The sequence below is a fragment of the Bradyrhizobium sp. th-b2 genome, from assembly GCF_000426785.1.
Classification (GTDB): Bacteria; Pseudomonadota; Alphaproteobacteria; order Rhizobiales; family Xanthobacteraceae; genus Bradyrhizobium; species Bradyrhizobium septentrionale.
Genome location: NZ_AUGA01000028.1, coordinates 39,736 through 62,663 on the forward strand (window position 1 = coordinate 39,736; position 22,928 = coordinate 62,663).

Sequence of the window (22,928 nt, forward strand, 5' to 3'; positions counted from 1 at the left end):
TGCGATTTCATATTGGAGACATTCATGGAACGTCGTGAATTCCTGGCGCGATCCGCAACTGCCGTTTCCGCGAGTCTCATTCTGGGGAGCGTTCGATCCGACGGTTATCGCTTCGCCGGTTCAGCGCTAGCCGCTGGCGAGGGAGACCGACAGAAAGCGACGCTCGAGCAGAAATTTGCCGAATTTGCACTTTCCATCAAATATGAAGCTCTCACTGCTGACGTTATCGGCTCGGCCAAGCGCGTCCTTCTCGACACTCTCGGATGCGCATTCGGATCAGTAGGATCCGAGCCCGCAAATATAGCTGAGACGACGATTCGCAAGACTTTCGGGGAGGGCAATACGGCCACAGTGATCGGCTATCCGCGATGTGCTACCGTAGAAGGCGCGCTATTCGTCAATGGCGTTCTCGTTCGCTCCCTCGACCTGAACGATACCTATATTGGCACCGAGCCACTTCATCCGAGCGAGCTGCTGCCGACGGCGATTGCTCTCTGCGAGGAGAATGGACGATCGGGCCGCGAACTCATCGAAGCGATCGTCGTGGGCTATGAGGCCAGCATGCGCGTTAATGACGCCATCTCCTTTATTGAACGTGGCTTCCATCCCTTGTGTGCGGCCTCCTACGGCGTCCCTCTGATTGCGGGCAAGATCTGGGGGCTTCCTAAGGAAGCCCTCGCAAATGCGGTTGGAATATCGGGCGCACGTGGCTTCACGAGTTTTGTAGTGAATAGCGGCGCGATTAGCATGATGAAAGCCATGGGACTTGCCGCCACGGCGGCTGACGGCGTTTTCGCGACCCGGCTCGCAGCCCAGGGCTTCACCGGCCCTTCCGGCACGCTGGAATGGCTGGCGTCAAAAATGAAGCCCGTCAAGGAGGGGTTCGCCGTTGATCTTGAGCTTGCGCGATACCGGCTGCCCCGGGTGGCATTCAAGCGCTTCCCGATTCAGATTGAGTTGCAAGCCGTGGCAGAGGCCGGCGCATCACTCTCTCGGAAGATCAAAGGTCGCGGGCAGGATATCCGGGTGATCGCGGTTGAGAGCTATCCGGGAATAATTGAACGTGTTGCGGATCCGGCGAAATTCAAGCCGCAGACAAAGGGTACCGCCGATCACAGTCTGCCCGTCTGCCTCGCCATGGCCCTTCTCGACGGCGATGTGACCGTCGCTCAATTCGAGAAAGACCGCTGGCGGTCCCAGGACGTGATGGCGCTGGTCGAAAAGACGTCAGTGAAGCCCGGAGAGGCACTCATCGCCAAACTCCCCAAGGGGCGCGGTGCAAGCATAGAGATTGTCTTTGCAGACGGTCAGTCCTTGCGTGAGACCGTGGAAGTTCCCGAAGGCGACGCGGAACGCCCGCTGTCGCGATCGTCACTCGAACGCAAATTCACGAACTTCGCGGTTCCTGTCGTTAGCAAGGTCGGCGCTGAGCGCGTCGTGTCACTCGTCGATGGGCTTGAAGAGTTAAAGGATGTCCGAGAATTGACCCGAGCCCTGAGGGGAACCGGAAAACAAAATCCGACGTGAACTGAACGCCTGATCCACCGGCAATAGGAATACCGATGTCGGCAGGGTGTTGGCACATTTCGGTCATGCCAAGCTGGTTGTCGAATGTCGGGTGTTCGTGGTGAAGTGGACAGTCTCGGTTGAGCGTTAGACTTTCGAGCTTGACCCGTCTGCGACATCATCGCGCAATATTTGCTGTGATGCACAGCGGCGTTGTTCCGCAACGGTATGCTAATGTGCGGCCCTAAGCCTCAGGAGGCGCTTGCCGGTAAGATCATTGATTGGCTCGAGAGGCCCGTGAGGATGCCACCCGGCCGCGCGAGCGACGCGACGAGGCCCGCACGTTACTGCGTATGATGGAGACGAAAATGTCACAAAGCAGCTCCGGCGCCCCAGGTTGGCAGCTTGAGGGTAACGCTCCCCTCGCCTACGACACACATATCGTCGACGTCTTCTTACAGGCCTACTCGCGCCGACTTGTGGATGTCGCCGCGATTAAACCTGGCGATCGCGTGCTGGACGTCGCGTGCGGGACTGGCGTTGTGACCCGACTCGTAGCAAACAAGGTCGGTTCTGCAGGACAGGTTGTCGGCTTCGATCTCAACGCGGGCATGCTCGCGCGAGCACACGCTTCTCGTGAAACAGCTGCCGCGATCGAATGGCGGTTGGGCAACGCTACAGAAATGCCGTTTGCTGATGCGACTTTCGACTGTGTCATTTGCCAACATGGCCTGCAATTCATTCCTAGCAAAGCCGCAGCGGTTTCCGAAATGCATAGAGTGTTGGCCGATCGAGGTCGGATAGTTGTCAGCGTCTGGCGTTCAATCGAGCATTGCCCGTGGCAATCGGCGATCGCTGACGCAGTTGAGCGTAATATGGGGAGAGAACACGCTGCGCAAATCCGATCAGCATTCAGCTTTGGTGACGCTGACCAGTTACACCAGCTCATTGTTGCTGCGGGATTTCGGGGGCGTCGAAATTCGAATCGAACGCGAAACCATTCGACGCGAATCAATGGCTGAATATGTGCCGGCCTATATTTCAGCAACCCCTGTCGCAGCAGCAGTTGCTGGCTTGGATAAGGAGGCACAAGCAAAGATTGCCACCGACGTAAGAGATGCACTTGCCGCCTACCGCGTTGGCGATGGCCTCGCCGCACCAATCGAAGCTCATGTGGCAATAGGACATCGCTGACAACGAGTTGTGTGGCTTTTGCGTCCGAGAAGACTTTGAGCGTTCAGAAAAGGACTGAGCGAAAGTTTGATCTGGTCAACAACCTCAAGATCGCCAAGACGCCTGATCTCACCCCCACCCCATTCCGTTCCCGCTACGCGGCCGCGCCGACGAGGTGATCGAGCAGGTTGCTGTTTTGCTGCGATTGCCCAGGGCCGGTTTTGGCCCATAGCCGAAGGTCGGTTTGACAATCGGTACGTCAGCTCGTCAAGGTAGAGCGGATGTCACTCAGCACAGTCAGACATAGCCGGTTGTGACCCCAATGCTGACTTCGGTGGAATCTCACCAGCAGCGTGGGTGGTAACGTAAGCTGCCACCATGATGTACGCGGGCGATCCCGCGACGCTGCAGATATGTCTCAACCACGGTCCCGTGGATCGGGCTAGATATCGCAAAGAGCCGGCGGGCGGCCTCTTGGGATCCGGCTAGCACCGCTGGACGATCGGCTTTCGAGACCGATTCAGGCTCGATACGAGGCAACTTCAGAAAGCGTTCTGCCTCCTGGGCGACTTCGCGGAATTCGCGCAAGCCGCAGGTTTCGCGGATGACGTCCAGGAGATCGCCATGCTCGCCAGTCGCAGCGTCCGTCCATTTACCCGCAGGGCCCTTCGGCGATTCCTGAAGCCGCACGAACAGTGAGCGGCCTGGCGTGTTGTGGACGTCGCCGACCAGCCAGTACCGCCCCTCCCGCTTCCCATTGGAGAGATAGTGTCGGCACACCGCCTCGGCCTCGCGCGCGAGGCGGCGTGCCAGTTCGGACGCATCGCGGGGCATCAGGCTGCCTCCCGCTCACTGGCACGCTCGACTGGATAGCGGTCGAGCACCTTCGACAGGATCTCGACACCGCTCGCGTCCCTGGGCACAAACATGCGCAGCTTCCAGGAGATGATCTCTGCAAAGAGGCCGTAGGCCCGCAATCGATCGCGCATGGTGTCGCTGAAACCCGAGAGTTCGATGCGGTGTGCGCCCATCACCCGGACGCGACGAAGCTGGAGCCCCTCCGCAAGCTCGAGGACGGTCCGTCCCTCCACGAGCGCGGCAAAGGCAGCGTCCGGCGTCAACACCGGCGCGTCCGCTGCAAGGACGTTCGCGACCCAGGTCGCCGAGACCTTGCGGCCGATGATCCGCTCGCCCGCGTCGGTCTGCAGCCGATAGACGCGGGTCGACTCGTTCGGCAGCCGCTTCCAGATAGGCAGCAGCAAGCCGGCTACGACGTGGATCGTTCTTTCCGTGAACTCGGGGATCTCGGCAAGCTCCGCCGACCAGACTGCGGCAAAACGCTTACGATCCGCCTCGGCCCAATGGCTTTCCGCCATGATCTTCAAGGGAACGCTATGCTGTTCCATGGGCCGGATCAGGCGGACGCGCTGCTCGATCTCGCCGTCATCAAGCATGAAGCTCGGGGCTGGGACCTGCACCGCGGCTCGTCCCGAGCGCTCATTGATCAACAGGATGGCGCGAAGATCGGAAAGATGAGCGAGAGCACCATCCAGATTCACAGGATGATTGCGCTGGCGCTGGGTGATCGTGAGAAGCCGGGTCTCGGCGCCTGTGCCGGGATGGACGTAGATCGTCCGCCGGTCGGTGACGACAAAGCTCTCGGCGCGGAGCGTTTCCAGCCCGGCGTCATAGGTGCCAGATGCGACCGCGCCCTCGATCCGAGCGGTCGACAGCTGCTCGAAGACGGTGAACAGCACATTCTGAAGATCGATCGTGAGCGCCAGCAACCGGTTCAGGAACGTCGTGATCGGCGGCAGGTCATCCCTGAGCCCATTGGCATCCGTGAGCTTCAAGCCGGTCGAATCCTCGAACCTTTCGAGCGAGCAGCCATCGACCTTGCCGCGCGCCAGCAGCGTATAGAGCTGGCGCAAGGCGTCGCGGCCGTATTGGCTTTCGAGATTGTCCTCGGGCCGGAACAAGCCCTGCCCTCCGGTCTGGCGCTGGCCGCGCGTGATCGCGCCCAACGTATCGAGCCGGCGGGCGATGGTGCTAAGGAAGCGCTTTTCGGCCTTCACGTCGGTCGCGATGGGACGAAACAGCGGCGGCTGCGCCTGATTGGTCCGGTTGGTGCGTCCGAGACCCTGGATCGCGGCGTCCGCCTTCCAGCCGGGCTCGAGCAAATAATGGACCCGCAGGCGGCGATTCCGGGCCGAGAGTTCGGCATGGTAGCTCCTCCCCGTGCCGCCCGCGTCGGAGAACACGAGGATCCGCTTGACGTCATCCATGAACGCCGAGGTCTCGGCGAGGTTGGCCGAACCGGGCCGGTTTTCGACCACCAGCCGGTCACCCTTGCGAACGATGCGGCGTGAGCGGCCTGTGACCTCCGCGACCATGTCGGTGCTGAAGCGCTGGACGACCTGGTCCAACGCACCAGGGACCGGCGGCAGCGAGGCGAGCTTCTCGATCAAGCGGTCGCGGCGGGCGACCGCCTCCCGGCTCTCGACCGGCTGCCCGTCACGATAGACAGGCCGGGAGCAGAGGTTGCCCTCCGAGTCCGTGAAGGGCTCGTAGAGCTGGACCGGGAAGGAGTGGGCGAGATAGTCGAGAACATACTCGCGTGGGGTGATGTCGACCTGGACGTCGCCCCAATCCTCGGTCGGAATCTCGGCGAGCCGGCGCTCCATCACCGCCTCGCCGGTCGAGACGATCTGGATGACAGCGGCGTGGCCGGCGTCGAGGTCGCACTCGATCGAGCGGATCAGCGACGGCGTCTTCATCGAGGTCAGGAGGTGGCCAAAGAAGCGCTGCTTGGCGCTCTCGAACGCGGATCGCGCGGCCGATTTGGCCTGGCCGTTCAACGTGCCGGTCTCGCCGGTGATGTTGGCGGCCCGCATCGCGGCATCGAGATTGTTATGGATGACGCTGAACGCGCCGGCGTAGGCGTCGTAGATGCGAACCTGTTCGGGCGTGAGCTCGTGCTCAATGAGCTCGTACTTGACGCCCTCGTAAGATAGGGACCTCGCCGCGTAGAGACCGAGCGCCTTGAGGTCGCGCGCCAGCACCTCCATCGCCGCGACGCCGCCCTCCTCGATCGCCTCGATAAACTCGGCGCGGGTGGCAAACGGGAAATCATCTCCACCCCACAATCCCAGCCGCTGGGCGTAAGCCAGATTGTGCACGGTCGTGGCGCCCGTCGCCGAGACATAGACGACGCGGCCATTCGGCAACGCGTGCTGGAGCCTGAGCCCCGCACGCCCCTGCTGGGAGGCCGCCTGGTCGCCGCGCTCGCCCTTCTGGCCTGCCGCGTTCTGCATCGCGTGGCTCTCGTCGAAGACAATCACTCCGTCGAAGTCGGGGCCCAACCATTCAACGATCTGCCGCACGCGCGAAAGCTTCTCGCCACGCTCATCGGTGCGCAGCGTAGCGTAGGTGGTGAAAAGGACGCCTTCCGCGAGCCGGATCGGTGTGCCCTGCCGGAAACGTGACAGCGGCGTCACGAGCAGCCGCTCCATGCCGAGCGCGGACCAGTCGCGCTGCGCATCCTCGATCAGCTTGTCGGACTTACTGATCCAGACCGCGCGACGGCGGCCCTTGAGCCAGTTGTCGAGCAGGATGCCGGCGACTTGCCGCCCCTTGCCCGCGCCGGTGCCGTCGCCCAAAAACCAGCCGCGGCGAAAACGCACGGCACTTTCTGCATCGTCGCGTGCGGCCGCCACAACATCAAAGGTCGCATCGACCGTCCAGGAGCCCGCAAGAAATTCGGAGTGCGCCTCTCCGGCATAGATGACGCTCTCAAGCTGGGCGTCGGACAGGATGCCATCCGCCACGACATTGGCCGGCAGATGTGGCCGGTAAGATGGCTTCGGCGGCGCGACCGAGGCCATCGCGGCGGACTGCACGAGTTTGGTCGGATGCGCATGCACGTCCAGAATACGGATCGCCTGCAGTGCGTATTCCTCATACAGCGCGTCGCTGAGCCCAGCGCCTTCCGGAGGCGTCCACTCGACGGTCTCATACGCGAGTTCGATACCCTCCGGCGCACCATCTTTCGGAGTGGACGACGGCCGTGGCGCGAAGGCCCCGACCGGCCGCGGCGTCGCGGGGCGCCTGACGGCGTCGAGCGCGAGGAGGGTGGCAATGGGCAGCCTCGGGGGCACGTGCTGGGTCACCCAGCCGAGCAAGGTAGCGACATCGGCCGCCATGCCTGTCGAGGCCGGAAATATCCTCGGGTCTGTCGCGGGCTGCTTGTCGATCACGAGCAGCCTCGTGTCGGTCTGCGTTCCATGTTTCGCGTAGACCGCGCCGTCGATTCCGGCAGAAAACACCACCCGCCCGCGCTCCTGGAGGCGAACGAAGGCATCTCGCCAAGCCGGATTGTCGGGCGTAAGGCTCGCGCCGGTAATCGCGACCAGACGCCCACCGTCGCAAAGACGCGCAAAGGATGAGGCGATGTGCCGGAAAGCCGCGTCCGCCATCCGTCGATCGACGTTCGCCAATGCCGAGAACGGCGGGTTCATCAGGACGACGCTCGGTACGACACCCGCATCGAGGTGATCATCGATCTGGGCGGCGTCGAATCGCGTCATCTTAACATTTGCGAACATTTGATCGAGCAATGCCGCGCGAGCCTCGGCCAGCTCGTTCAATACCAAAGCGCCGCCGGCAAGCTCGGCAAAGATGGCGAGCAAGCCGGTCCCGGCGGAAGGCTCCAAAACCCGGTCAGACAGCGTGATGCCGGCCGCGGTGCATGCGGCGAGCCCAAGCGGAATCGGCGTCGAGAATTGTTGAAGGGCTTGGCTGTCCTCGGAGCGCCGCGTGTGGGTCGGCAGACAGCGCGCGATTCTCGCGAGCATCGGCAGCATCGCGGCAGTCGAGCCAGCCTTGACACGGATAGCCGGGCCAAACTTGCGAAGGAACAGAACGGTTGCCGCCTCGCAGACATCATAGGCGGTCTTCCAGTTCCAGACGCCAGTGGCGTCGGAAGCGCCGAAGGCAGCTTCCATGGCGTTACGCAGGACAGCGGCATCGATGCGACGGCCGCGCTCGAGATCAATCACGAGCTGTCGCGCGGCCCTGACGGCGGCGGAGGTGAGAGTTGCAGCGGCGCGCATCGAGAGCGGCGCGGCGGCAGCGCCGCCGGCGAGAGATTCGGTCATGACAGGGTTCTTTCGGAGAGCAGGAATGGGTCGAACCGCCGGTCGCTCTCCTTAAGACCACGGCGATTCAAACCCTTCCCGGCCCGGCTCTCCCTCTCAGCCCTCGCCCATAAGAATGGGACCGGCGCGACACGCCGGTCCCCAAGCAATTGCCGGACGGCCGGAGCCGTCCCTTCTACGATGTCACTCAGCCGCGTCGACCTGCTGCGGATCATCGTCGTTCGCGTTGTCCCGATCCTCGTCCTCGCCGAGGAATTCGGGCAGCGGGCCCGCTTCACTCCCCTGCTCCCCTGACGCCGCATTGGGATCGACGAGACGCAGCGGCTCCGGCAACCAGCCCGAACCATCGAGAAGACGCTCAGCCTCCTTGGCCATGTCGGCCTTCTTCAGGTGGTCGATCAATTGCGCGGACGATTCGCCTCTTGCTTCCCGCACTGCTTCCAGAATGCGAGGCTTGGTGACCCGGCCGAGATAGTTGTCGACGGCGGGCTTCCAACCCACTTGAACCATGTCGAGGCCGACGGCACCTGCCAGCACATCAGCTTGGTCGAGCCTGGTGCGTACGCCGTGGGCGGAGACGCGGCCCTGATTGTAGCGGTTGGCCGGCTCGTAGAGAGCGTTGACCGCAAATGACGCACAGTGAGCGAACAGGGATGCCTGTGCGGTGCCATTGAGGGCTGTGAGCGCACTCCAGAGATCGTGCTCGCCCTTCGGCAACCGTGCTTTCCAGGATTCATGCCGCGTCTCAACGGCCTTCGCGGACGCGCTTTCCCTCAAGCCAGGCGCTTGAGCCGGAAAGGTCGGCGTGCGAAGGCCGATCTCAAGGCAGCTTCCGGATGATGCGAACCGGTAAAAGGCCGTCAGCACGAAGTTGTGCAGCACCGCCTGGAACGCAATCGCAGGATTTTCTGCCAACGCATCCCGCAACGCCAGCGTGCGATGCGCTGTCAGCTCAGTAATCAGCCGATCCGGCAGAGGTTTCGTCCCGTCCTCATCACCTTCTTCATTATCAGCAGCGTCACCCGCGACCGCGATGACGGCGCGCTGGACGGAAGTACCAGCCGCCTTTCCCTCGATCGGCTGTGTGTCGGCGCGCTGCCCGACATCAGGATCGTCTGCCGACACGTCGTCCTCCGGCCGGACGTAACCCCGGTCCACCGAGAGGCGCCCTTCGGAATCGATGCTGACGAAGACGCCAGCGCGGCCGATCTCGGCCGGATCGTAAATCATCGGCCGGTCTTCGAACGCGCCCAGTGCCGCCTCGATTTCGCCGAGACGCTGATCGACCTCATCGGGCAACTCGTCGGCATCCTGATAATCGGATTTAAGCTTGGCTTGTTCGGCGTTGAGTGCGTCGATGGTGGTCTGCTCCTCTGGGGAGAGATCGACAGGTTTGCCCTCCAGCTCACGCAGGCCGTCCGTGTGGCCGTAGGGGAAATCGACGGCGACCGAAATCCACTTCCAGGCCTCCGCAGCAATCGTCTCGGCTTCGGCTTTGAGCTTCTCCGTCACAAGACGGTCGAGCAAAGCAACGTCCTGGAGCCAGCCGCCATCATCGTGCTCGAACAGATCCCGCAAAACGCCGCCGCCTGCCTGCCCGTAAGCATCCAGCCCAATGAACTGAACGCGGCGATCTGTGACGCGCACGGTATTTTCGGTGAGCATTCGTCGGATCTGATAGGGCTCGTCATAGCCGGATCGGCTGACGTTTTCCCAAACCTGCTCCTGGCGCGTGTGATCCGCCGTGACCGAGAAGGCCATGAGCTGCTCGAGAGTCATGCCGTCTTCGGCATAGACATCGTGCAGCTTTGGCGACACGGACGCCATCCGGAGTCGTTGCTTCACGACGGCCGGTGTCACGAAGTGCCGGGCAGCGATATCCTCGTCAGATAATCCGGTGCCGCTCAAGGTCTGGAATGCTCGGAACTGATCGAGCGGATGAAGCCCTATCCGCTCGTCATTCTCTGCAAGCGAGTCGTCTTCAGCGATGCCTCCCTCGCGCACGACACAAGGAACGGCCTGCGTCTTCGCCATCCGCTTCCGCTTTACGAGAAGTTCCAGCGCGCGATAGCGCCGGCCGCCGGCCGGCACCTCGAACATGCCGGTCTCATTGCCTTCGGCGTCCACAACCGCCCGCACGTTGAGACTTTGCAGGAGCGTACGCTGCGCGATACTTTCGGCGAGTTGCTCGATGGAAATGCCCGCCTTCACATGCCGGACGTTGGACTGGCTCAGCACCAGCTTGTTGAATGGAATGTCTCGTGAGGGGGACAGTGTGATCTTTTGGACAGCCTTCGTCATATCGATTCTCCACGACGGGCAGCCGAGAGCCTCTCTCTCGGCCTCCAACCCGTCGCGGAAAACGAGCCCGCCTCTCACTCTCGTGCCCGCGGCCACCGAGCAGAACCTCAGGCCGCCTGCTGGTCCTCCGGCATATCGACAGAGGATTTTGGGAGAAAGCCAAGCAGGTAGTCCGCGACCTTGCTGGCGTGGGAAGCGGCCCGGACAATTGCACGATTGTCCTCGCGCAAGACTTCAAGCCACGAGCCGATATAGTCGGCGTGCCGCACCGTGGGCACGATGCCGAGTGAAGCGCAACCGAACGCAGAGGCGATCTCGGCAACCAGCTCCTCAAAGGCATACTTCTTGGTACCAAAGCTGCCCGACAAGGCGCGATTGAGGCGTGACGGATGGCCGCTGGCATGCGCCAGCTCGTGCAAGGCCGTTCGGTGCCAATTGACCGGTTCGAAATAGGCCTGCGGTGGCGGCACCTGGACATAGTCATCTGCCGGCACATAGAAGGCCCGGTTGCCGCCGATGCGGAAGTCGATGCCGGTCGCCTTGATGAGCTTTTCGACCTGCGGCTCGATCAGTCCTGGCGGCGGAGGCGGCGCCGTTGTTGCGATGTCCGCAGGCAAACCGTCGCACTGATCAGTGTTGAAGACCGTAAAGCGCTTGAGGAATGGAACAGCTTGTGCCTCCTCGCCGGTCTCGTGTGCGCGGCGCTGTTCGGCGACCGGCACAAATCGGTCGGCATAGACGACGGTCGTGCCGCGCTCGCCCTTGCGGACATGGCCACCGAGGGACAGCGCCTGGCGGAAGGTAAGCCAGCTCTGACCGGTGAATGCGCGCTCAGTGGCGGCCCCCCAGAGGATTAGAATGTTGATGCCGCTATATTGATGGCCGGTCGCAGCACTCTTTGGCATGGCCAAAGGCGCCTTCGCCGCCGCGGTGCCCCAAGGCTGCACCCACGGCACTCGGCCAGCCTCCAGCTCGTCGATGATCTTGTGGGTGATTTCGTTATAAAGGCTTGTCCGGTCCTCACCGGCGCGCGCCCGAGAATATTGTCTGGACATCGCGGATCTCCGCGACGGGCGCCGCGAGCCTCTCTCGCAGCATGTAACCCGTCATGGCAAAACCGCGCGACACTCTTACTCTCAGCCTCTAATTCAGAATGGGACATGGGCGACCCGGTCCGCCTTCCGTCCCAAGTTTTCGTAAAACTAAGCACTGAGATGCCTGGGGCCGCAGGCCCGACCGGGCGTGCGCCAAGGGCGCATCGCCTCGACGGGAAATGGCACCCGGAGAGCGTGAGCATAGCGACCCGAAGGGGCACGCGGGTCCGAGTGCAGCGACGAGACCGGTTAACAGCGGCACCCGGGAACGGGGCAGTGATAGCGATCGCCGAAGGCGAGCCCCTTGCCCGAGTGCCCCCGGCGAGGAGCTCCGAAAGTCCTTGCGCGAGGGATCGAAGCCGAATGGCGTGCGCCGTTGTGGCGTGAAGAAGAAGGGAGTGTTCGAAAGAATGGAGCCTACTGGTTTGGCTCTTACTTGCCCGACTTACCGGTGTCGGAAACGACTGAGACCTCGAAAGAGGAACGGGACCAGAGCATGTCGGGAAACGTCTCGAAATCGGGCGCCGCAGCCCGGTGGAGAGCACAGAGTAAGGTGTGCATGGTGAAAGCTGTATTGCCTGAATCCAAGTTTCCAGTTGCTAAAGGGTTGGCGGTAGCGAACGCGGCTGACACGCTACGCCACGCGGGGCAAATCGCACCGGCCAGTGCGATCTGCCACCAGTCCGCGTGGGACGACCTCCATCGGAGGGTCAAGGAAGCGAATGGGACACCTAAACACACCGCAACTCCCCACACACGTAACTACGGGATCGCCTGCAGCAGGTTCGTTCGCGAACCTGTATGGCGACGGAGCCGTCGTAGTACCCAAATGCCCAGCGTAATGGCCGGGACAGCCGCCGCAAGGCGGATGATCATGCGTATAAGGCCGGGTGACCGGATTGAAAGCGCCTCCGATCGGGGGAAGGACGATGCCGCCAATAACGGCATTTGCAGTATGCGTAGAGAAGATTCTTCGACGGAAAGGTTCTGCTGATGCAGGCCGTCATCATCCAGAGGAGAATTGAATCACTGCCGACTTTGTCGCGGTCGGGTAAGCGCATAAATGGCCTTCACCGCTTGATGAGATCTCCGTATCTCTTCGAGCGGGCCTACGAAAAGGTCTCCCTCAACAAGGGAGCACTGACGCCAGGTGTTGATGGCAAGACCTTCGACGGCATGTCGCTGACGAAGCTCGCCGACATTGCCAGGCGCGTAGCAGATGGCACTTATCGTTTCCGGCCAGTCCGCCGGGTTCACATCCCGAAGGGCAACGGCAAGACACGACCGCTGGGAATTCCCACGGTGGAAGACCGGCTCGTTCAGGAGGCGGTCAGGATCATCCTCGAAGCGATCTATGAACCTGTGTTCCTCGATGAGTCGCATGGGTTCCGCCCGAGGAGGTCCTGTCACACCGCTCTAAACCTCATCAAGAAGACTTGGACGGGTTGCAAGTGGCTGATCGAAGTGGACGTGCGTGGGTTCTTTGACAACATCGACCATGACGTTCTGCTCACGCTTCTCAAGAAGCGGATCGATGATGATAGATTCATCGGTCTGATCGAAGGAATGCTGAAAGCAGGCTACATGGAAGATCGGGTCCTTGGACGCACGTACAGCGGCACGCCGCAGGGCGGAGTAGTATCGCCCTTGCTCGCCAACATCTATCTGCACGAGCTGGACCAGCACATGCAGAAAATGAAGGCGGGATTCGATAAAGGTCGCGACCGACGCGCATTCCCGCCGTACGCGGCGCTGCAAAGGCGCGTCCTTGGTCTCCGCCGGAAGATTGAGCGGCTGCGCACCGATGGCGCGGAGCTGGCCGAGATCAATGCCGCAATGGCAGAGATCAAAGCCATCAACAAGGAGAGACGGAAAGTGCCTTCCGTCGATCCAATGGACCCCAACTTCAAAAGGCTCCGCTACTGTCGATACGCCGACGACTTCCTGATCGGCATTATCGGCAGCAAGGCGGAGGCTCGTGAAGCCATGGCCTCTGTCGAACGATTCTTGACGGAGACGCTGAAGCTCGCGATCTCGCCCGAGAAGAGTGGGATTCAGGCCGCTTCAAAGGGAGTGACCTTCCTCGGTTACCGTATCGCAGCGTACACGTCCTACGGGGGTGGGCGAAGGTCCAACCGCAAGGGACCGGCAGCACGGACATGGCGTATCACGCGCCGGCCGACTACCGGTAATATTAGCCTACGTGTGCCGCGAAAGCGGATAACCGAGTTCTGCAAACGGAACGGCTATGGCGACCTCGCCAGGAAGACCGGCCGTGCTCGTGAGCAGTTCCTGGTCACCAGCGACTCTGCGACCGTGCTCGCCTACAACTCAGAGTTCCGTGGTTTTGCGAACTATTACTCGTTTGCCGATGACAACAAACGCGCCTTGGGAGTGTTGGAGCTTGTTGTGTTCCGCAGCCTCATCAAGACGCTGGCGTTGCGACATCGAACGACGAGGGCGCGGATCATGGCCCGTCTGTGGAAAGGCACGGACTACGAGGTTAGTTCTGTAGTCCGGGGCAAGCTTCGCACAATCAAACTGTGGAGACTGAAGCACCTCACGCGAACCTTCTGGATAAGTCCAGTAATTGACGATGTCACAAGGGGTGCGTGGTGGGTCAGAAACTCGAATGACCTAATCGACCGGTTGAATGCTCGCCGATGCGAAGCATGCAGCGGCACGACAGGGCCGTTCGAGATGCATCACCTCCGCCGTGTTCGAGACCTGCGAAGTGGGTCGCTGATAGTCTGGAAACGATCTGGCTGGCGGCGCAAGACCATCGTCTTGTGCCCGTCGTGCCGGGCGACCGTTTCCGGTCGAGAGCACTCGCATATGGAAAGCCGTGTGCATCGCAAAGGTGCCCGCACGGTTTGGGGGGAGGCGTAGGAACATCCTCCGCGGAGGTGTTCCACGCCTACCCTACCGAGACGCCGCGCGGCTCGGTTCACGAGGGCCCGCTGCGGCGTCAGCCGCACGCGCACAAACAAGATCCGAGAAGACGCGAGTTCAGGGAATCCGGATCTCTTCCCGGGCCTTGGTTTCCGCGTCATAGATTCTAATCTGAAGTCTCGGAAAACGCTTCTTAAGCTCTTCTGCACCGGCCCTGGCGCCGGCCCGGGTTGCAAATTCGACTTTCAGTCGGCCATCGACTTCAAGCGCGTAACCCGAAGCTGGCAATTTACGAGTGGCTGCAACCATGTCGTCCCTGTCGTGCAGTGAAGGCAATCGAGAGCGATTTGGTAGCGTGAGTCGCCCAAACCAGGCTAGCGTCACTTCTGCCAACGCCCGGATTGTCCGCCTCTATCGATCAGGGATGCGAGGTCGCGTCGTCCGAGCACGAGGACGGCTTTCCGTTCGAGCGGATGCAGGCGCGAAAGAGCCACGGCTCCACATAGCTCCCCTTCCAGATACCTCGGCCGGCGCGCTCGGCGTCGCGTTGAGCGCTGTCGTATCGGCCTTTCGAATACCGGGGCCAATCCAATGCAAGGCCATTGCGCACAAGCCATTCCCCGAGATCGGCACCACCGACCGAACAGGTCGCCACCGTGCGGCCATATGGATCGAGGCTGAACGGTGAACAGTCAACCGGGCGCCTGGCAATGAAAGCGTCGAGGTCATTCGCTGCCTGCGCGCCACAGCGATATTGCAAGCTGTCTTCGCCTCGGCAGAACTGGCTGTTCTCCGGCGCGTCGATCCCCCAGAGCCGGATGCGCGTACCGTGGATCTCCAGAGTGTCGCCGTCAATGACGCTGGCCTGCCCGACAAAATCGTCGGCTACCGCCGCTCTCGACAGCAACAGGAGCATCAAGACTAGGACACGGGATCTACTCATGGTGCTCCAGCGATCAGCGCAAATCGCGCGGGTTGGGCTTCGGCCAGTTCTCGAGCGGCTTCAATGATGGCAGGTTCTCAGGCCGCTCGGGATAGTGAAACTCGGTGCCGCGCAGCCAGCGCCCCTCGAAGCGATCCCAGAACAGAATGGCGTCCATCTGCCAAGTGAACTCATAGACTCTCCAAACACCCTCGCTCTGTATGACCTCACCCGTCGCATTGCAGGGCAGGCTGTTGAGCCTGCAGAGGGCGTCAATCTCATCCCAATGCTCTCGGATATAGCGATCCTCCAGGGCGAAATGATACGGGCGGTCGGTGCGCCACCGCACTCCCGCGTGGATAAAGGCCCAGGCGTGGCATCAGGAATTCGGGAATGCGCGCGATCGCCTTGCCGATCCGGCGCGCTTCATCCGAGGAAAGCTGGCCGACGCCGAAACTGTAGCGCTGCGCGCCGTCGCGGCAATAAAGCCATGCAAGCGTCACGCCGTCGGCGTCCCTGACGACGTAGCATTCGGAACTCTCCCGAACCAACGCCCATGGCGGCTTGAAACGGCGGCTTGACTCGGTACTGGCCGAAATAGGCCACTCAACAAAACAAAACCGGCCACTTCAGTAAGCCGTATGACTACGAGTGGACGGCGGTCTAGTCGGGGCGCTTCATCATGCCTTGCCCCCTAGGAGCATATTAGCATTCGCCCGGCGCTGACCAACGCGCCGGGCTTTTGCGTTGTGGCAGCGCCATTTCAAAATAGGCCACCAAACCAAACAACGCCCCCAAGCTGAATGATGCTTGGTGGCGCTGCGCTAGCCCCGGAAAGAGCAATGCCCCGGTATTGTGTATGTCGGGTAGCGGACCGCTAGGTACAAGGGCAACGCCATTCGCAGATGCGAAATAGGCCACTATTGTTCAAAGCACTGATGCTTGCGATCCAGCCAGACTAAGAAGAACACACCGCTCACGAAGAATCCGTAGATGCGCGCTTTATTGGATGGGTCGACTTTTATTTCGTGGAATACCACGTCCTCGCTGACAGAGTCAGGCCTACGGAAGCGTTCGTGAGACGGTGGACCTTTATGGCTGTCATACAGAGATTTCGTGCGCTGCAATTGATCTGTGTCAAGCGAGCACAACAACCGAAAAGCACATAGAGCTTATCGAGCATTTGCTGAGCTTGGCATGAAAAGAGGCCGCCCAACTCGGTTAATTCAAAACCTGCCACTCCCAAATTCAAACTAGGCCACTAGCGGATAAAACAGGCCAGCACCGCTTGACTCCATAGGAACAAAATAAGAAGAACATTTGCCATTGACGGTCAACCTGGAACAAGGCCATGTCCTCGGTCTCGAAGCCGAACGAACAGGACGATGGACTTGAGGCCGCAGTTGAACAGGCGATCGCTTTTTGCGGCGGCGATCAGCGGGCGACCATTCGCGCCCAGATCGTTGCGAACAATTTCCTGGAATCCGAGATTATCGAATTGAGAAAGGCCGTCTCGCACGCCTACGCGCGGGGGCGCTTTCGGACCCATACGGGATAGACGACGCCGAATGTGCAATCTCTATTCGATCACAACCAACCAGGCGGCGATCGCCGGCCTGTTCAGGCACATGAACCGGTATGTCGGCAATCTCGCGCCCATGCCCGGTGTCTTTCCGGACTATCCTGCACCGGTGATCAGACATGCCGGCGACGCCGAAGAAATGGCGTTGATGCGCTGGGGCATGCCCCCTCCACCCAAGACCGGCGGGCCGCCGGTCACCAACATCCGCAACACCTCGTCGCCGCATTGGCGCGGGTGGCTGAAGCCGGAGCACCGCTGTCTCGTGCCGGCAAACAATTTCGCAGAGTACGCCCCTGAGCCAAATCCGGAGACGAAGAAGAAAGACGTCGTCTGGTTCGCGCTCGAGCAAAGCCGGCCGCTGTTCTGCTTCGCCGGCATCTGGACCGAGTTCAGGGGCGACCGCGGCACCAAGTCGAAGCCGATCGCCGGCCCTCACCTCGTCTACGGCTTCCTAACGACGTCAGCCAATGCGGTCGTCGAGCCAATCCATCCAAAGGCAATGCCGGTGATCCTGACCAGCGGAGAAGAGCGTGACGTTTGGATGCGAGCTTCTTGGGATGAGGCGAAGGCACTGCAACGCCCCCTGCCCGATGACATGCTCCAGATCGTGATGCGCGGCCCCGATAAGGAGGACATCGCACCCGCCGCCTGACGCAAAGACCCGCTCGCTAGCCACCGCTGCTCCGGCTCTTGAGCCAAACGACAGCCGCGCCGATCAGCGCCGTGATCACGCCACTCCACCAGATCGAACGCGGCCGCGCCGCGCTGATCGAGCTGAGGTACAGAAATGCTCCGAGCACGACACCATAGTGCTTCCGAAACTCACCGCTTCTGCGAGCGATTTCGACGAGGTCCGAAGACCTGACCTGCTGACCTGCCATCACGACCACCTTACCGTCTCAAGGCACCATGATAAAAGTGAGTTGGGTGTTCCGTCGAGGCATATTTCGTTTTTACAGAATATTGTGATCGCGCGACCGGGTCACGGCACGAGGGATCGAGTCCGCGAGGCCGTGACGCGAGGCGGCACGGCCTACGAAAGCCCGCCCGCAGCCGGCGGCGCGCAGGACTGCTCTGGATCGCCAAGCCGGTTCCACGGGCGAGGAAAGCCGTTCCAACCGCCGGCCAGAGACCTATCCACAGGTGCTGCCGTGCCCGGTCCATTCTGATCGGATAAGCTTGGAGACCATCCGCCAGATAATTTGGGTCCGCCGCCCGATATGACCGTTCAACCGACCTTGGCCGAAATCGCAGGCATGCTGGAGCAGTCGCCCGACTACCGGGTGCTGCGCCGGTTGGTTCCACGTTCCGAATTCACCCCTAGCGACGGGCAATCGACCAGGACCGCGATCCTGCTCGACGTCGAGACCACGGGTCTCGATCCGGCGCGTGACGAGATCATCGAGCTCGGGATGGTCAAGTTCAGCTATCTGGCCGATGGAAGGATCGGCCGGGTCATCGACACCTTCGGCTGCTTCAACCAGCCGTCGATCGCCATTCCCGCCGAGATCACCGCGCTGACCGGCATCACCGACGAGATGGTCGAAGGCCAGAACCTCGACGTCGAGCGCATCAACGCCTTCGCTTCCGATGCGGTCGTGGTCATCGCCCACAATGCCGGCTTCGACCGCAAGTTCATGGAGCGTTACGCGCCTCTCTTCACACACAAGGCCTGGGCCTGCTCGGTCAGCGAAGTCGAATGGCGCAGCCATGGCTTCGAGGGATCGCGCCTGTCCTATCTCCTGATGAAGGCCGGGCTATTTCATGAGGCACACCGGGCGGTCGACGATTGCCGTGCGCTGCTCGAGATCCTCGCAATGACCCTGCCCCGTCTCGATCGCACCGTGCTCTCGCTGCTGCTCGAGCGCGCCCGTCGCAAGACGATCAGGGTCTGGGCCGAGCAGTCGCCGTTCGAGCTCAAGGACGAGCTCAAGCGGCGCGGGTATCGCTGGAGCGACGGCGCCGATGGCCGGCCGCGGTCCTGGTACATCGACGTTGACGAAGCGGATCAGCCACCCGAGATTGAATACCTGCGGGGAACGATCTATCAAAGAGACGTCGAGATCCGGATCCAGATACTCACTGCGTTCGAGCGCTTTTCCGTAAGGGTCTGAACAACCCGCCCCCGGCCAGCGGTCGCAAGGAAGTTCGAACGCGACGCAGCGACGAGGTCCGCCGGCTGCCCGTAGTTGCCAGTGTTGCGAATGAACGGCGAACCATCTCTGGTCACGGCTCACTCTGATTATTGATGCGCTACTTGCGTCACGATCGGCGACTGGGAAGGAGAGGAGCATGGGCCCATCGAGAGACGCCACACTGTCAACGCGGAACAGTGGTGGGGAAGAGTGATTGCGCTTGACCGCTTGCTCCTATCCTTTGACTTGCAACCAGGGAGTATTTTGAGGCGGCGAAATGCTCTCGTCGGCCAACCGGTGTCCAGGCTATCGACGAGCCAGAAAAACCCCTAGCAGGAATGCGAAGGCGAGTGATTGAAGCGGAGCCGCTCTTGTCGCTTCGGTCAGGAGCTGCAGCCACCGATCCTGCTGCGGCAGAGGTTCGAACACGGCGTCTTCAGCCATTCGACGGATCGCTTCTGAAGCCTGATCTATTCGCTGTTCCGGCGTAGCAGTTGGTGCAATGGGGTTTCCGTCAGTCATATACGCTCCCTTGCGCCCGGTCGCGGCGCTCGCCATCGTCCGTCATCACACGCACCAGTGGACTTCTCGCACGAGCGCTAACGTCCAGTGAACGCTGACTGTTCCTTGGCGTTCTGGGATTCGCTCCCCAATATTTGCCTTGGGCCAACTTCCAGGTTGATCGCCGCGGCATCGGCACGCTTCAATTCTTTTGCCACCATTTTGGCCTGCCCTTTGGTGGCAAATACAAGCAGTAGCAGCCGGTATTGCGCCACATGGCAATACGCTCCTTCTGCATCGAAAGCCGCTCTGGCAGCTCTGACCTCGAGCCCCGGAGTTGGGGCCGTCCGTAACTTGGAAAAGCGGACGGCCCCTGCCAGCCACTTCCAATTGCCCCTGCCTCAAACAGAAGCGATAGCCGACCAAACAGGAACGTAAATCAGGTTGCCCCAGTTTCGCGCTGCAACGCGGCCATTCGTTTGCGTCTGACCCATTTGAGCTAAGGCCGCATCAGTTCGTCCGTCGTTAAGAAGGTGATGGTCTTCAGAATTCCGGGAGCCAGCGATTTAGTTCTCTCTACCCGGCCAGTATTTCGCCTTGGTGGCGATCCAACGCTCCGCATCGGCTTCCGTATCGAAGTCTCCGATGTGAGAATCCGGCCCATTGCCAGTCTTGACCGCCACAAACCAGCGACCATCCTTTGTCTTTTCAGGCTGAAAATGAGGCGTCTTGATCGTCATGCCGCTGAATATCCGAAGCTGACCGTCAACATTCCAGAGCGCTGTGACACCACGAAAGCCTGGTCCATTTGGAGCATGCTCTTCTGGCACAACCTGTATGACCCAGACGGACTATCAAAATCGCGAGGCTGTCGTTGGATACGTTCGACTTGCAGTAGATCAGGCTCTCTCCGTACTCACACGGATACAACGAACACGCTCCGAGGCCCATCATGGGGAGCTCAGCGGATAGCGTATGGGGAACTTCGCTATGCCAACGATGTCCAGGCAGGAGATAGAAGCGCTCGCATGCAAATGTGACGTTTGCGGTCGCCACATGGCCTTGTTGGCCGAGCTACCATCCGTTGGCAAGTACGAAGCCGTCCATGTATTTCGTTGCCATGGCTTCAATTCTGTGAAGACGGAGCAAGAGGCTCGGCGCTAGTTCGAAATGCTCGCGCCGACTGCGGATTGCGGCGCCAGGGGCGCCAATCCAATCGCTCTACTGCAGCTCTGCCCTCGCTGACGCGACCAATCGCTTCGCCAGGTTGCGGTGGTGGTAACCATGCCGCCGCACGTCGTCGCGAATGCTGTGGCTGACGGACCGGACGACACGCTTCTGTTTGCGCCATCGTCCGGAAATCGCCGAAGGGATAGATCCGCCTCGAGCAACAACCAGGAGCTCGTTGCTCCTGTTCAGATAAACGTCATACATGGAGTCCCCGCTTATGTGCGCATGCCCGATAGTTCCGAGCGGCTTCAATTGCGAAACCGCGGACCCTGCATGGCTTATTATGCCGGACGCCCTTCCAAGAGTCCCCGCAGTGCCTGGCGAGCGACACGCTCGAGAGCTCCAAGCGTCTTTTTCTCTTGCTGGACTGCCCGCAGCAGCTTCCGCGCAATGAACTTCCTGGTCTCGTGGCCACCGCCGTTCGGGAGGTCGCGGCAAGCGTCGTCCAGAACAACGTCGAGGTTAGCGGTCGTCCGCTCGTCAAACTTCTTCATGAAAATGCCCATTACAAAAAACAAGCATGCCAGCGAAGCACCAAGCGGTCGCTGCCTGTGGTGACTTCGCCAGGTCCGACAACAAGTCCGCTAGCATGAGCCCGACGAGGTTTGGCTAGCCAGTTGGGAATGGCAGTTTTCCCCGCTCTCCCCGTCATTCCCGCGCGGGGCAGCTTGAGGTATTGTTCCCGAATGAGCTCGTCGGACCGAGCGCGGAACAGCGGCGAGGCCCGCCAGCGCAAGATCATCCATATCGATATGGACGCGTTCTACGCGTCGGTGGAGCAACGGGACAATCCCGACCTGCGCGGCAAGCCATTGGCCGTAGGCGGCTCCGCGGAACGCGGTGTCGTGGCCGCAGCGAGCTATGAGGCCCGGAAGTTCGGGGTTCGCTCGGCAATGCCGTCGATCACCGCGAAGCGTCAGTGCCCGGACCTGATTTTCGTGAAGCCGCGGTTCGAGGTCTACAAGACCGTCAGCCGGCAGATCCGGGACATTTTCGCCGAGCACACGAAAGTTTTCGAGCCGCTGTCGTTGGACGAGGCCTATCTCGACGTTACCGAGAACATTCAGAACATCCCGCTCGCAACCGAGATCGCGACCGCGATCAGAGCCAAGATCCTTGCCGAAACCGGGCTCACCGCCTCCGCCGGAATCTCGTACAACAAGTTCCTGGCGAAGCTCGCCTCCGACCAACGCAAGCCCAACGGTCAGTTCGTCATCACGCCCAAGATCGGACCCGGTTTCGTGGAGGATCTTTCCGTCGCCAAATTCCACGGCATCGGCCCGGCGACGACAGCCAAGTTCAACGCCCTCGGCATCTTCACAGGGCTGGACATCCGCAATCAATCACTCGAATTCTTGAGCGCGAACTTCGGCAAATCGGGCACCTACTATTACTGGATCTCACGCGGCGTCGACGAGCGCCCCGTGCGGGCAAATCGGGTCCGGAAGTCGATTGGCGCCGAGAACACATTCTCGGCCGATCTGGCCGCGTTCGATGCCCTGGCGGCGGAGCTCCAGCAGCTCATCGACAAGGTCTGGCGGCATTGCGAAAGCACCGGCACCCGCGGGCGCACAGTAACGCTAAAGGTCAAGTTCTTTGATTTCGAGATCATTACGCGCAGCCGATCGATATCAGCCCCGGTATCAAGCCGCGTTGACCTCGAGCGCCTGGCTATCGGCCTGCTGCTGCACGAAATGCCCTTCCGGAAGTCCGTACGCTTACTGGGCGTCTCGCTCTCCGCGCTCCACGACCAGGATCAAGCGGGACCTCAACTGGACCTGCCAATTTGACGCTATCGATCAATGCGGTCGGCTTTCTCGAAGACACGCTGGATGCCGAACCCATCACCACGTTGGACAGGCCGAGCCGCGGGCCCTCCGTCCCTCATATCCGTGCGCCCGCACACCCGCACAGTTCAACGGGCCGCAAGGTCATGGATGACCGGTCGCAGGCCGTCAGGCGTAATATCGAGCGTCGCAAGCGTGATCGGCAACTTGAACCGCCGGGGGCCGGCGCTGCCGGGATTGACGTAGAGTACGTTGTTGACTGTGTCGACCTTCGGCACGTGAGAATGGCCGGAGATGATGATGTCTATGCCGCGCTCAACGGGGTTGATTCGTAGCGTCTTGAGATCGTGCAATACGAAGATCGTCCGTCCCGCAAGCCGTACGAGCTCGGTGTCAGCATAGGCGCTAGCCCAATCGCCGCTGTCGATGTTCCCCCTGATCGTTGTGACCGGCGCGATCCGGCGCAGCGCCGTGATAATGCCGGGCTGACCAATGTCCCCGCCATGGATGATGTGGTCGACGCCAGCCAGCGCACGCTCCGCTTCTGGCCGCAACAGGCCGTGCGTATCCGAGATGATGCCGACCCTGAACGCCTTCGCGTTCGCCGGGATCGCGGTTTTCGCCGCGGGGGAACCGATGTTGTCCAAGA

General features: G+C 61.2%; 21 protein-coding genes and 1 pseudogene. 8 read left to right on the forward strand and 14 right to left on the reverse strand.

Features of this window, described 5'->3' with window-relative positions; all coding sequences use genetic code 11:
- Nucleotides 1-24: 24 nt before the first annotated feature.
- The 3 genes from K359_RS0129510 to K359_RS61645 all read left to right on the forward strand — a co-directional run bounded on the left by K359_RS0129510 (nt 25) and on the right by K359_RS61645 (nt 2,700).
- Nucleotides 25-1,527, forward strand: coding sequence for an MmgE/PrpD family protein (locus K359_RS0129510; RefSeq protein WP_029082547.1), 1,503 nt, complete (start codon nt 25-27; stop codon nt 1,525-1,527).
- 347 nt (nt 1,528-1,874) lie between these two features.
- On the forward strand, nt 1,875-2,528 hold the full coding sequence (locus tag K359_RS59200; protein ID WP_198031197.1) for a class I SAM-dependent methyltransferase: 654 nt from the start codon (nt 1,875-1,877) through the stop codon (nt 2,526-2,528).
- Entirely contained in the window at nt 2,521-2,700 is a 180-nt protein-coding gene (locus K359_RS61645) for a hypothetical protein (RefSeq protein WP_156928719.1), read from the forward strand. Before K359_RS59200 ends, K359_RS61645 begins: the two co-directional genes overlap by 8 nt.
- A gap of 324 nt (nt 2,701-3,024) precedes the next feature.
- Here K359_RS61645 and K359_RS53335 read toward each other — a convergent pair.
- From K359_RS53335 to K359_RS0129540, 4 genes and pseudogenes are all read right to left on the reverse strand, one after another.
- Nucleotides 3,025-3,513 (reverse strand): annotated as a pseudogene (locus K359_RS53335) (DNA primase); the annotation flags it as partial.
- On the reverse strand, nt 3,513-7,835 hold the full coding sequence (locus K359_RS0129525) for a strawberry notch-like NTP hydrolase domain-containing protein (protein WP_029082549.1): 4,323 nt from the start codon (nt 7,833-7,835) through the stop codon (nt 3,513-3,515). The pseudogene K359_RS53335 and the gene K359_RS0129525, both read right to left, overlap by 1 nt.
- A 183-nt stretch (nt 7,836-8,018) precedes the next feature.
- The gene (locus K359_RS0129535) at nt 8,019-10,136 is read right to left on the reverse strand and encodes a ParB/RepB/Spo0J family partition protein (protein WP_029082551.1); all 2,118 of its coding nucleotides are present in this window, start codon (nt 10,134-10,136) and stop codon (nt 8,019-8,021) included.
- Nucleotides 10,137-10,243: 107 nt separating this feature from the next.
- Nucleotides 10,244-11,191, reverse strand: a complete 948-nt coding sequence (locus K359_RS0129540) for an ArdC family protein (protein WP_029082552.1) — start codon at nt 11,189-11,191, stop codon at nt 10,244-10,246.
- A 1,032-nt stretch (nt 11,192-12,223) separates the two neighbouring features.
- Here K359_RS0129540 and K359_RS63455 point away from each other — a divergent pair.
- Nucleotides 12,224-14,119 (forward strand): reverse transcriptase domain-containing protein, encoded by a 1,896-nt coding sequence (locus K359_RS63455; RefSeq protein WP_051346476.1) that lies wholly within the window; start codon nt 12,224-12,226, stop codon nt 14,117-14,119.
- A gap of 120 nt (nt 14,120-14,239) precedes the next feature.
- Here the strand turns inward: K359_RS63455 and K359_RS0129555 are convergent, their stop codons facing one another.
- From K359_RS0129555 to K359_RS64680, 4 genes are all read right to left on the reverse strand, one after another.
- A complete protein-coding gene (locus tag K359_RS0129555) occupies nt 14,240-14,431 on the reverse strand; it encodes a hypothetical protein (RefSeq protein ID WP_029082553.1) in 192 nt (63 codons plus the stop codon).
- A 109-nt stretch (nt 14,432-14,540) separates the two neighbouring features.
- On the reverse strand, nt 14,541-15,038 hold the full coding sequence (locus K359_RS0129560) for a thermonuclease family protein (RefSeq protein WP_245284756.1): 498 nt from the start codon (nt 15,036-15,038) through the stop codon (nt 14,541-14,543).
- A 40-nt stretch (nt 15,039-15,078) separates the two neighbouring features.
- On the reverse strand, nt 15,079-15,222 hold the full coding sequence (locus tag K359_RS64675) for a hypothetical protein (RefSeq protein WP_245284757.1): 144 nt from the start codon (nt 15,220-15,222) through the stop codon (nt 15,079-15,081).
- 100 nt (nt 15,223-15,322) lie between these two features.
- Nucleotides 15,323-15,547, reverse strand: a complete 225-nt coding sequence (locus tag K359_RS64680) for a hypothetical protein (protein WP_245284758.1) — start codon at nt 15,545-15,547, stop codon at nt 15,323-15,325.
- An 848-nt stretch (nt 15,548-16,395) separates the two neighbouring features.
- Here K359_RS64680 and K359_RS0129570 point away from each other — a divergent pair.
- Nucleotides 16,396-16,602: a hypothetical protein gene (locus tag K359_RS0129570; protein ID WP_029082555.1), complete on the forward strand. Its 207-nt coding sequence runs from the start codon at nt 16,396-16,398 to the stop codon at nt 16,600-16,602.
- 10 nt (nt 16,603-16,612) lie between these two features.
- Nucleotides 16,613-17,278 carry an SOS response-associated peptidase gene (locus K359_RS0129575; RefSeq protein ID WP_029082556.1) on the forward strand — a complete coding sequence of 222 codons (666 nt, stop codon included), beginning with the start codon at nt 16,613-16,615 and terminating at the stop codon, nt 17,276-17,278.
- Nucleotides 17,279-17,294: 16 nt separating this feature from the next.
- On the opposite strand, the gene K359_RS0129580 is transcribed toward K359_RS0129575, so the two are convergent.
- A complete protein-coding gene (locus tag K359_RS0129580) occupies nt 17,295-17,507 on the reverse strand; it encodes a hypothetical protein (RefSeq protein ID WP_029082557.1) in 213 nt (70 codons plus the stop codon).
- Between the two features lie 339 nt (nt 17,508-17,846).
- Between K359_RS0129580 and K359_RS0129585 the strand changes: the two genes are divergently transcribed.
- Nucleotides 17,847-18,740 carry a 3'-5' exonuclease gene (locus tag K359_RS0129585; RefSeq protein WP_029082558.1) on the forward strand — a complete coding sequence of 298 codons (894 nt, stop codon included), beginning with the start codon at nt 17,847-17,849 and terminating at the stop codon, nt 18,738-18,740.
- 327 nt (nt 18,741-19,067) lie between these two features.
- Here K359_RS0129585 and K359_RS61655 read toward each other — a convergent pair whose 3' ends face one another.
- The 4 genes from K359_RS61655 to K359_RS0129595 form a co-directional block, all read right to left on the reverse strand.
- Nucleotides 19,068-19,283: a hypothetical protein gene (locus K359_RS61655; protein ID WP_156928720.1), complete on the reverse strand. Its 216-nt coding sequence runs from the start codon at nt 19,281-19,283 to the stop codon at nt 19,068-19,070.
- Nucleotides 19,284-19,360: 77 nt separating this feature from the next.
- On the reverse strand, nt 19,361-19,537 hold the full coding sequence (locus tag K359_RS61660; protein ID WP_156928721.1) for a hypothetical protein: 177 nt from the start codon (nt 19,535-19,537) through the stop codon (nt 19,361-19,363).
- A gap of 291 nt (nt 19,538-19,828) precedes the next feature.
- Nucleotides 19,829-20,002 carry a hypothetical protein gene (locus K359_RS61665; protein ID WP_156928722.1) on the reverse strand — a complete coding sequence of 58 codons (174 nt, stop codon included), beginning with the start codon at nt 20,000-20,002 and terminating at the stop codon, nt 19,829-19,831.
- A gap of 771 nt (nt 20,003-20,773) precedes the next feature.
- Nucleotides 20,774-20,986: a hypothetical protein gene (locus K359_RS0129595; protein ID WP_063618962.1), complete on the reverse strand. Its 213-nt coding sequence runs from the start codon at nt 20,984-20,986 to the stop codon at nt 20,774-20,776.
- A 192-nt stretch (nt 20,987-21,178) separates the two neighbouring features.
- Between K359_RS0129595 and dinB the strand changes: the two genes are divergently transcribed.
- Nucleotides 21,179-22,282: a DNA polymerase IV gene (dinB, locus tag K359_RS0129600; RefSeq protein WP_029082560.1), complete on the forward strand. Its 1,104-nt coding sequence runs from the start codon at nt 21,179-21,181 to the stop codon at nt 22,280-22,282.
- A gap of 125 nt (nt 22,283-22,407) precedes the next feature.
- Here the strand turns inward: dinB and K359_RS0129605 are convergent, their stop codons facing one another.
- Entirely contained in the window at nt 22,408-22,926 is a 519-nt protein-coding gene (locus K359_RS0129605) for a metallophosphoesterase family protein (RefSeq protein ID WP_245284759.1), read from the reverse strand.
- Nucleotides 22,927-22,928: the final 2 nt, after the last annotated feature.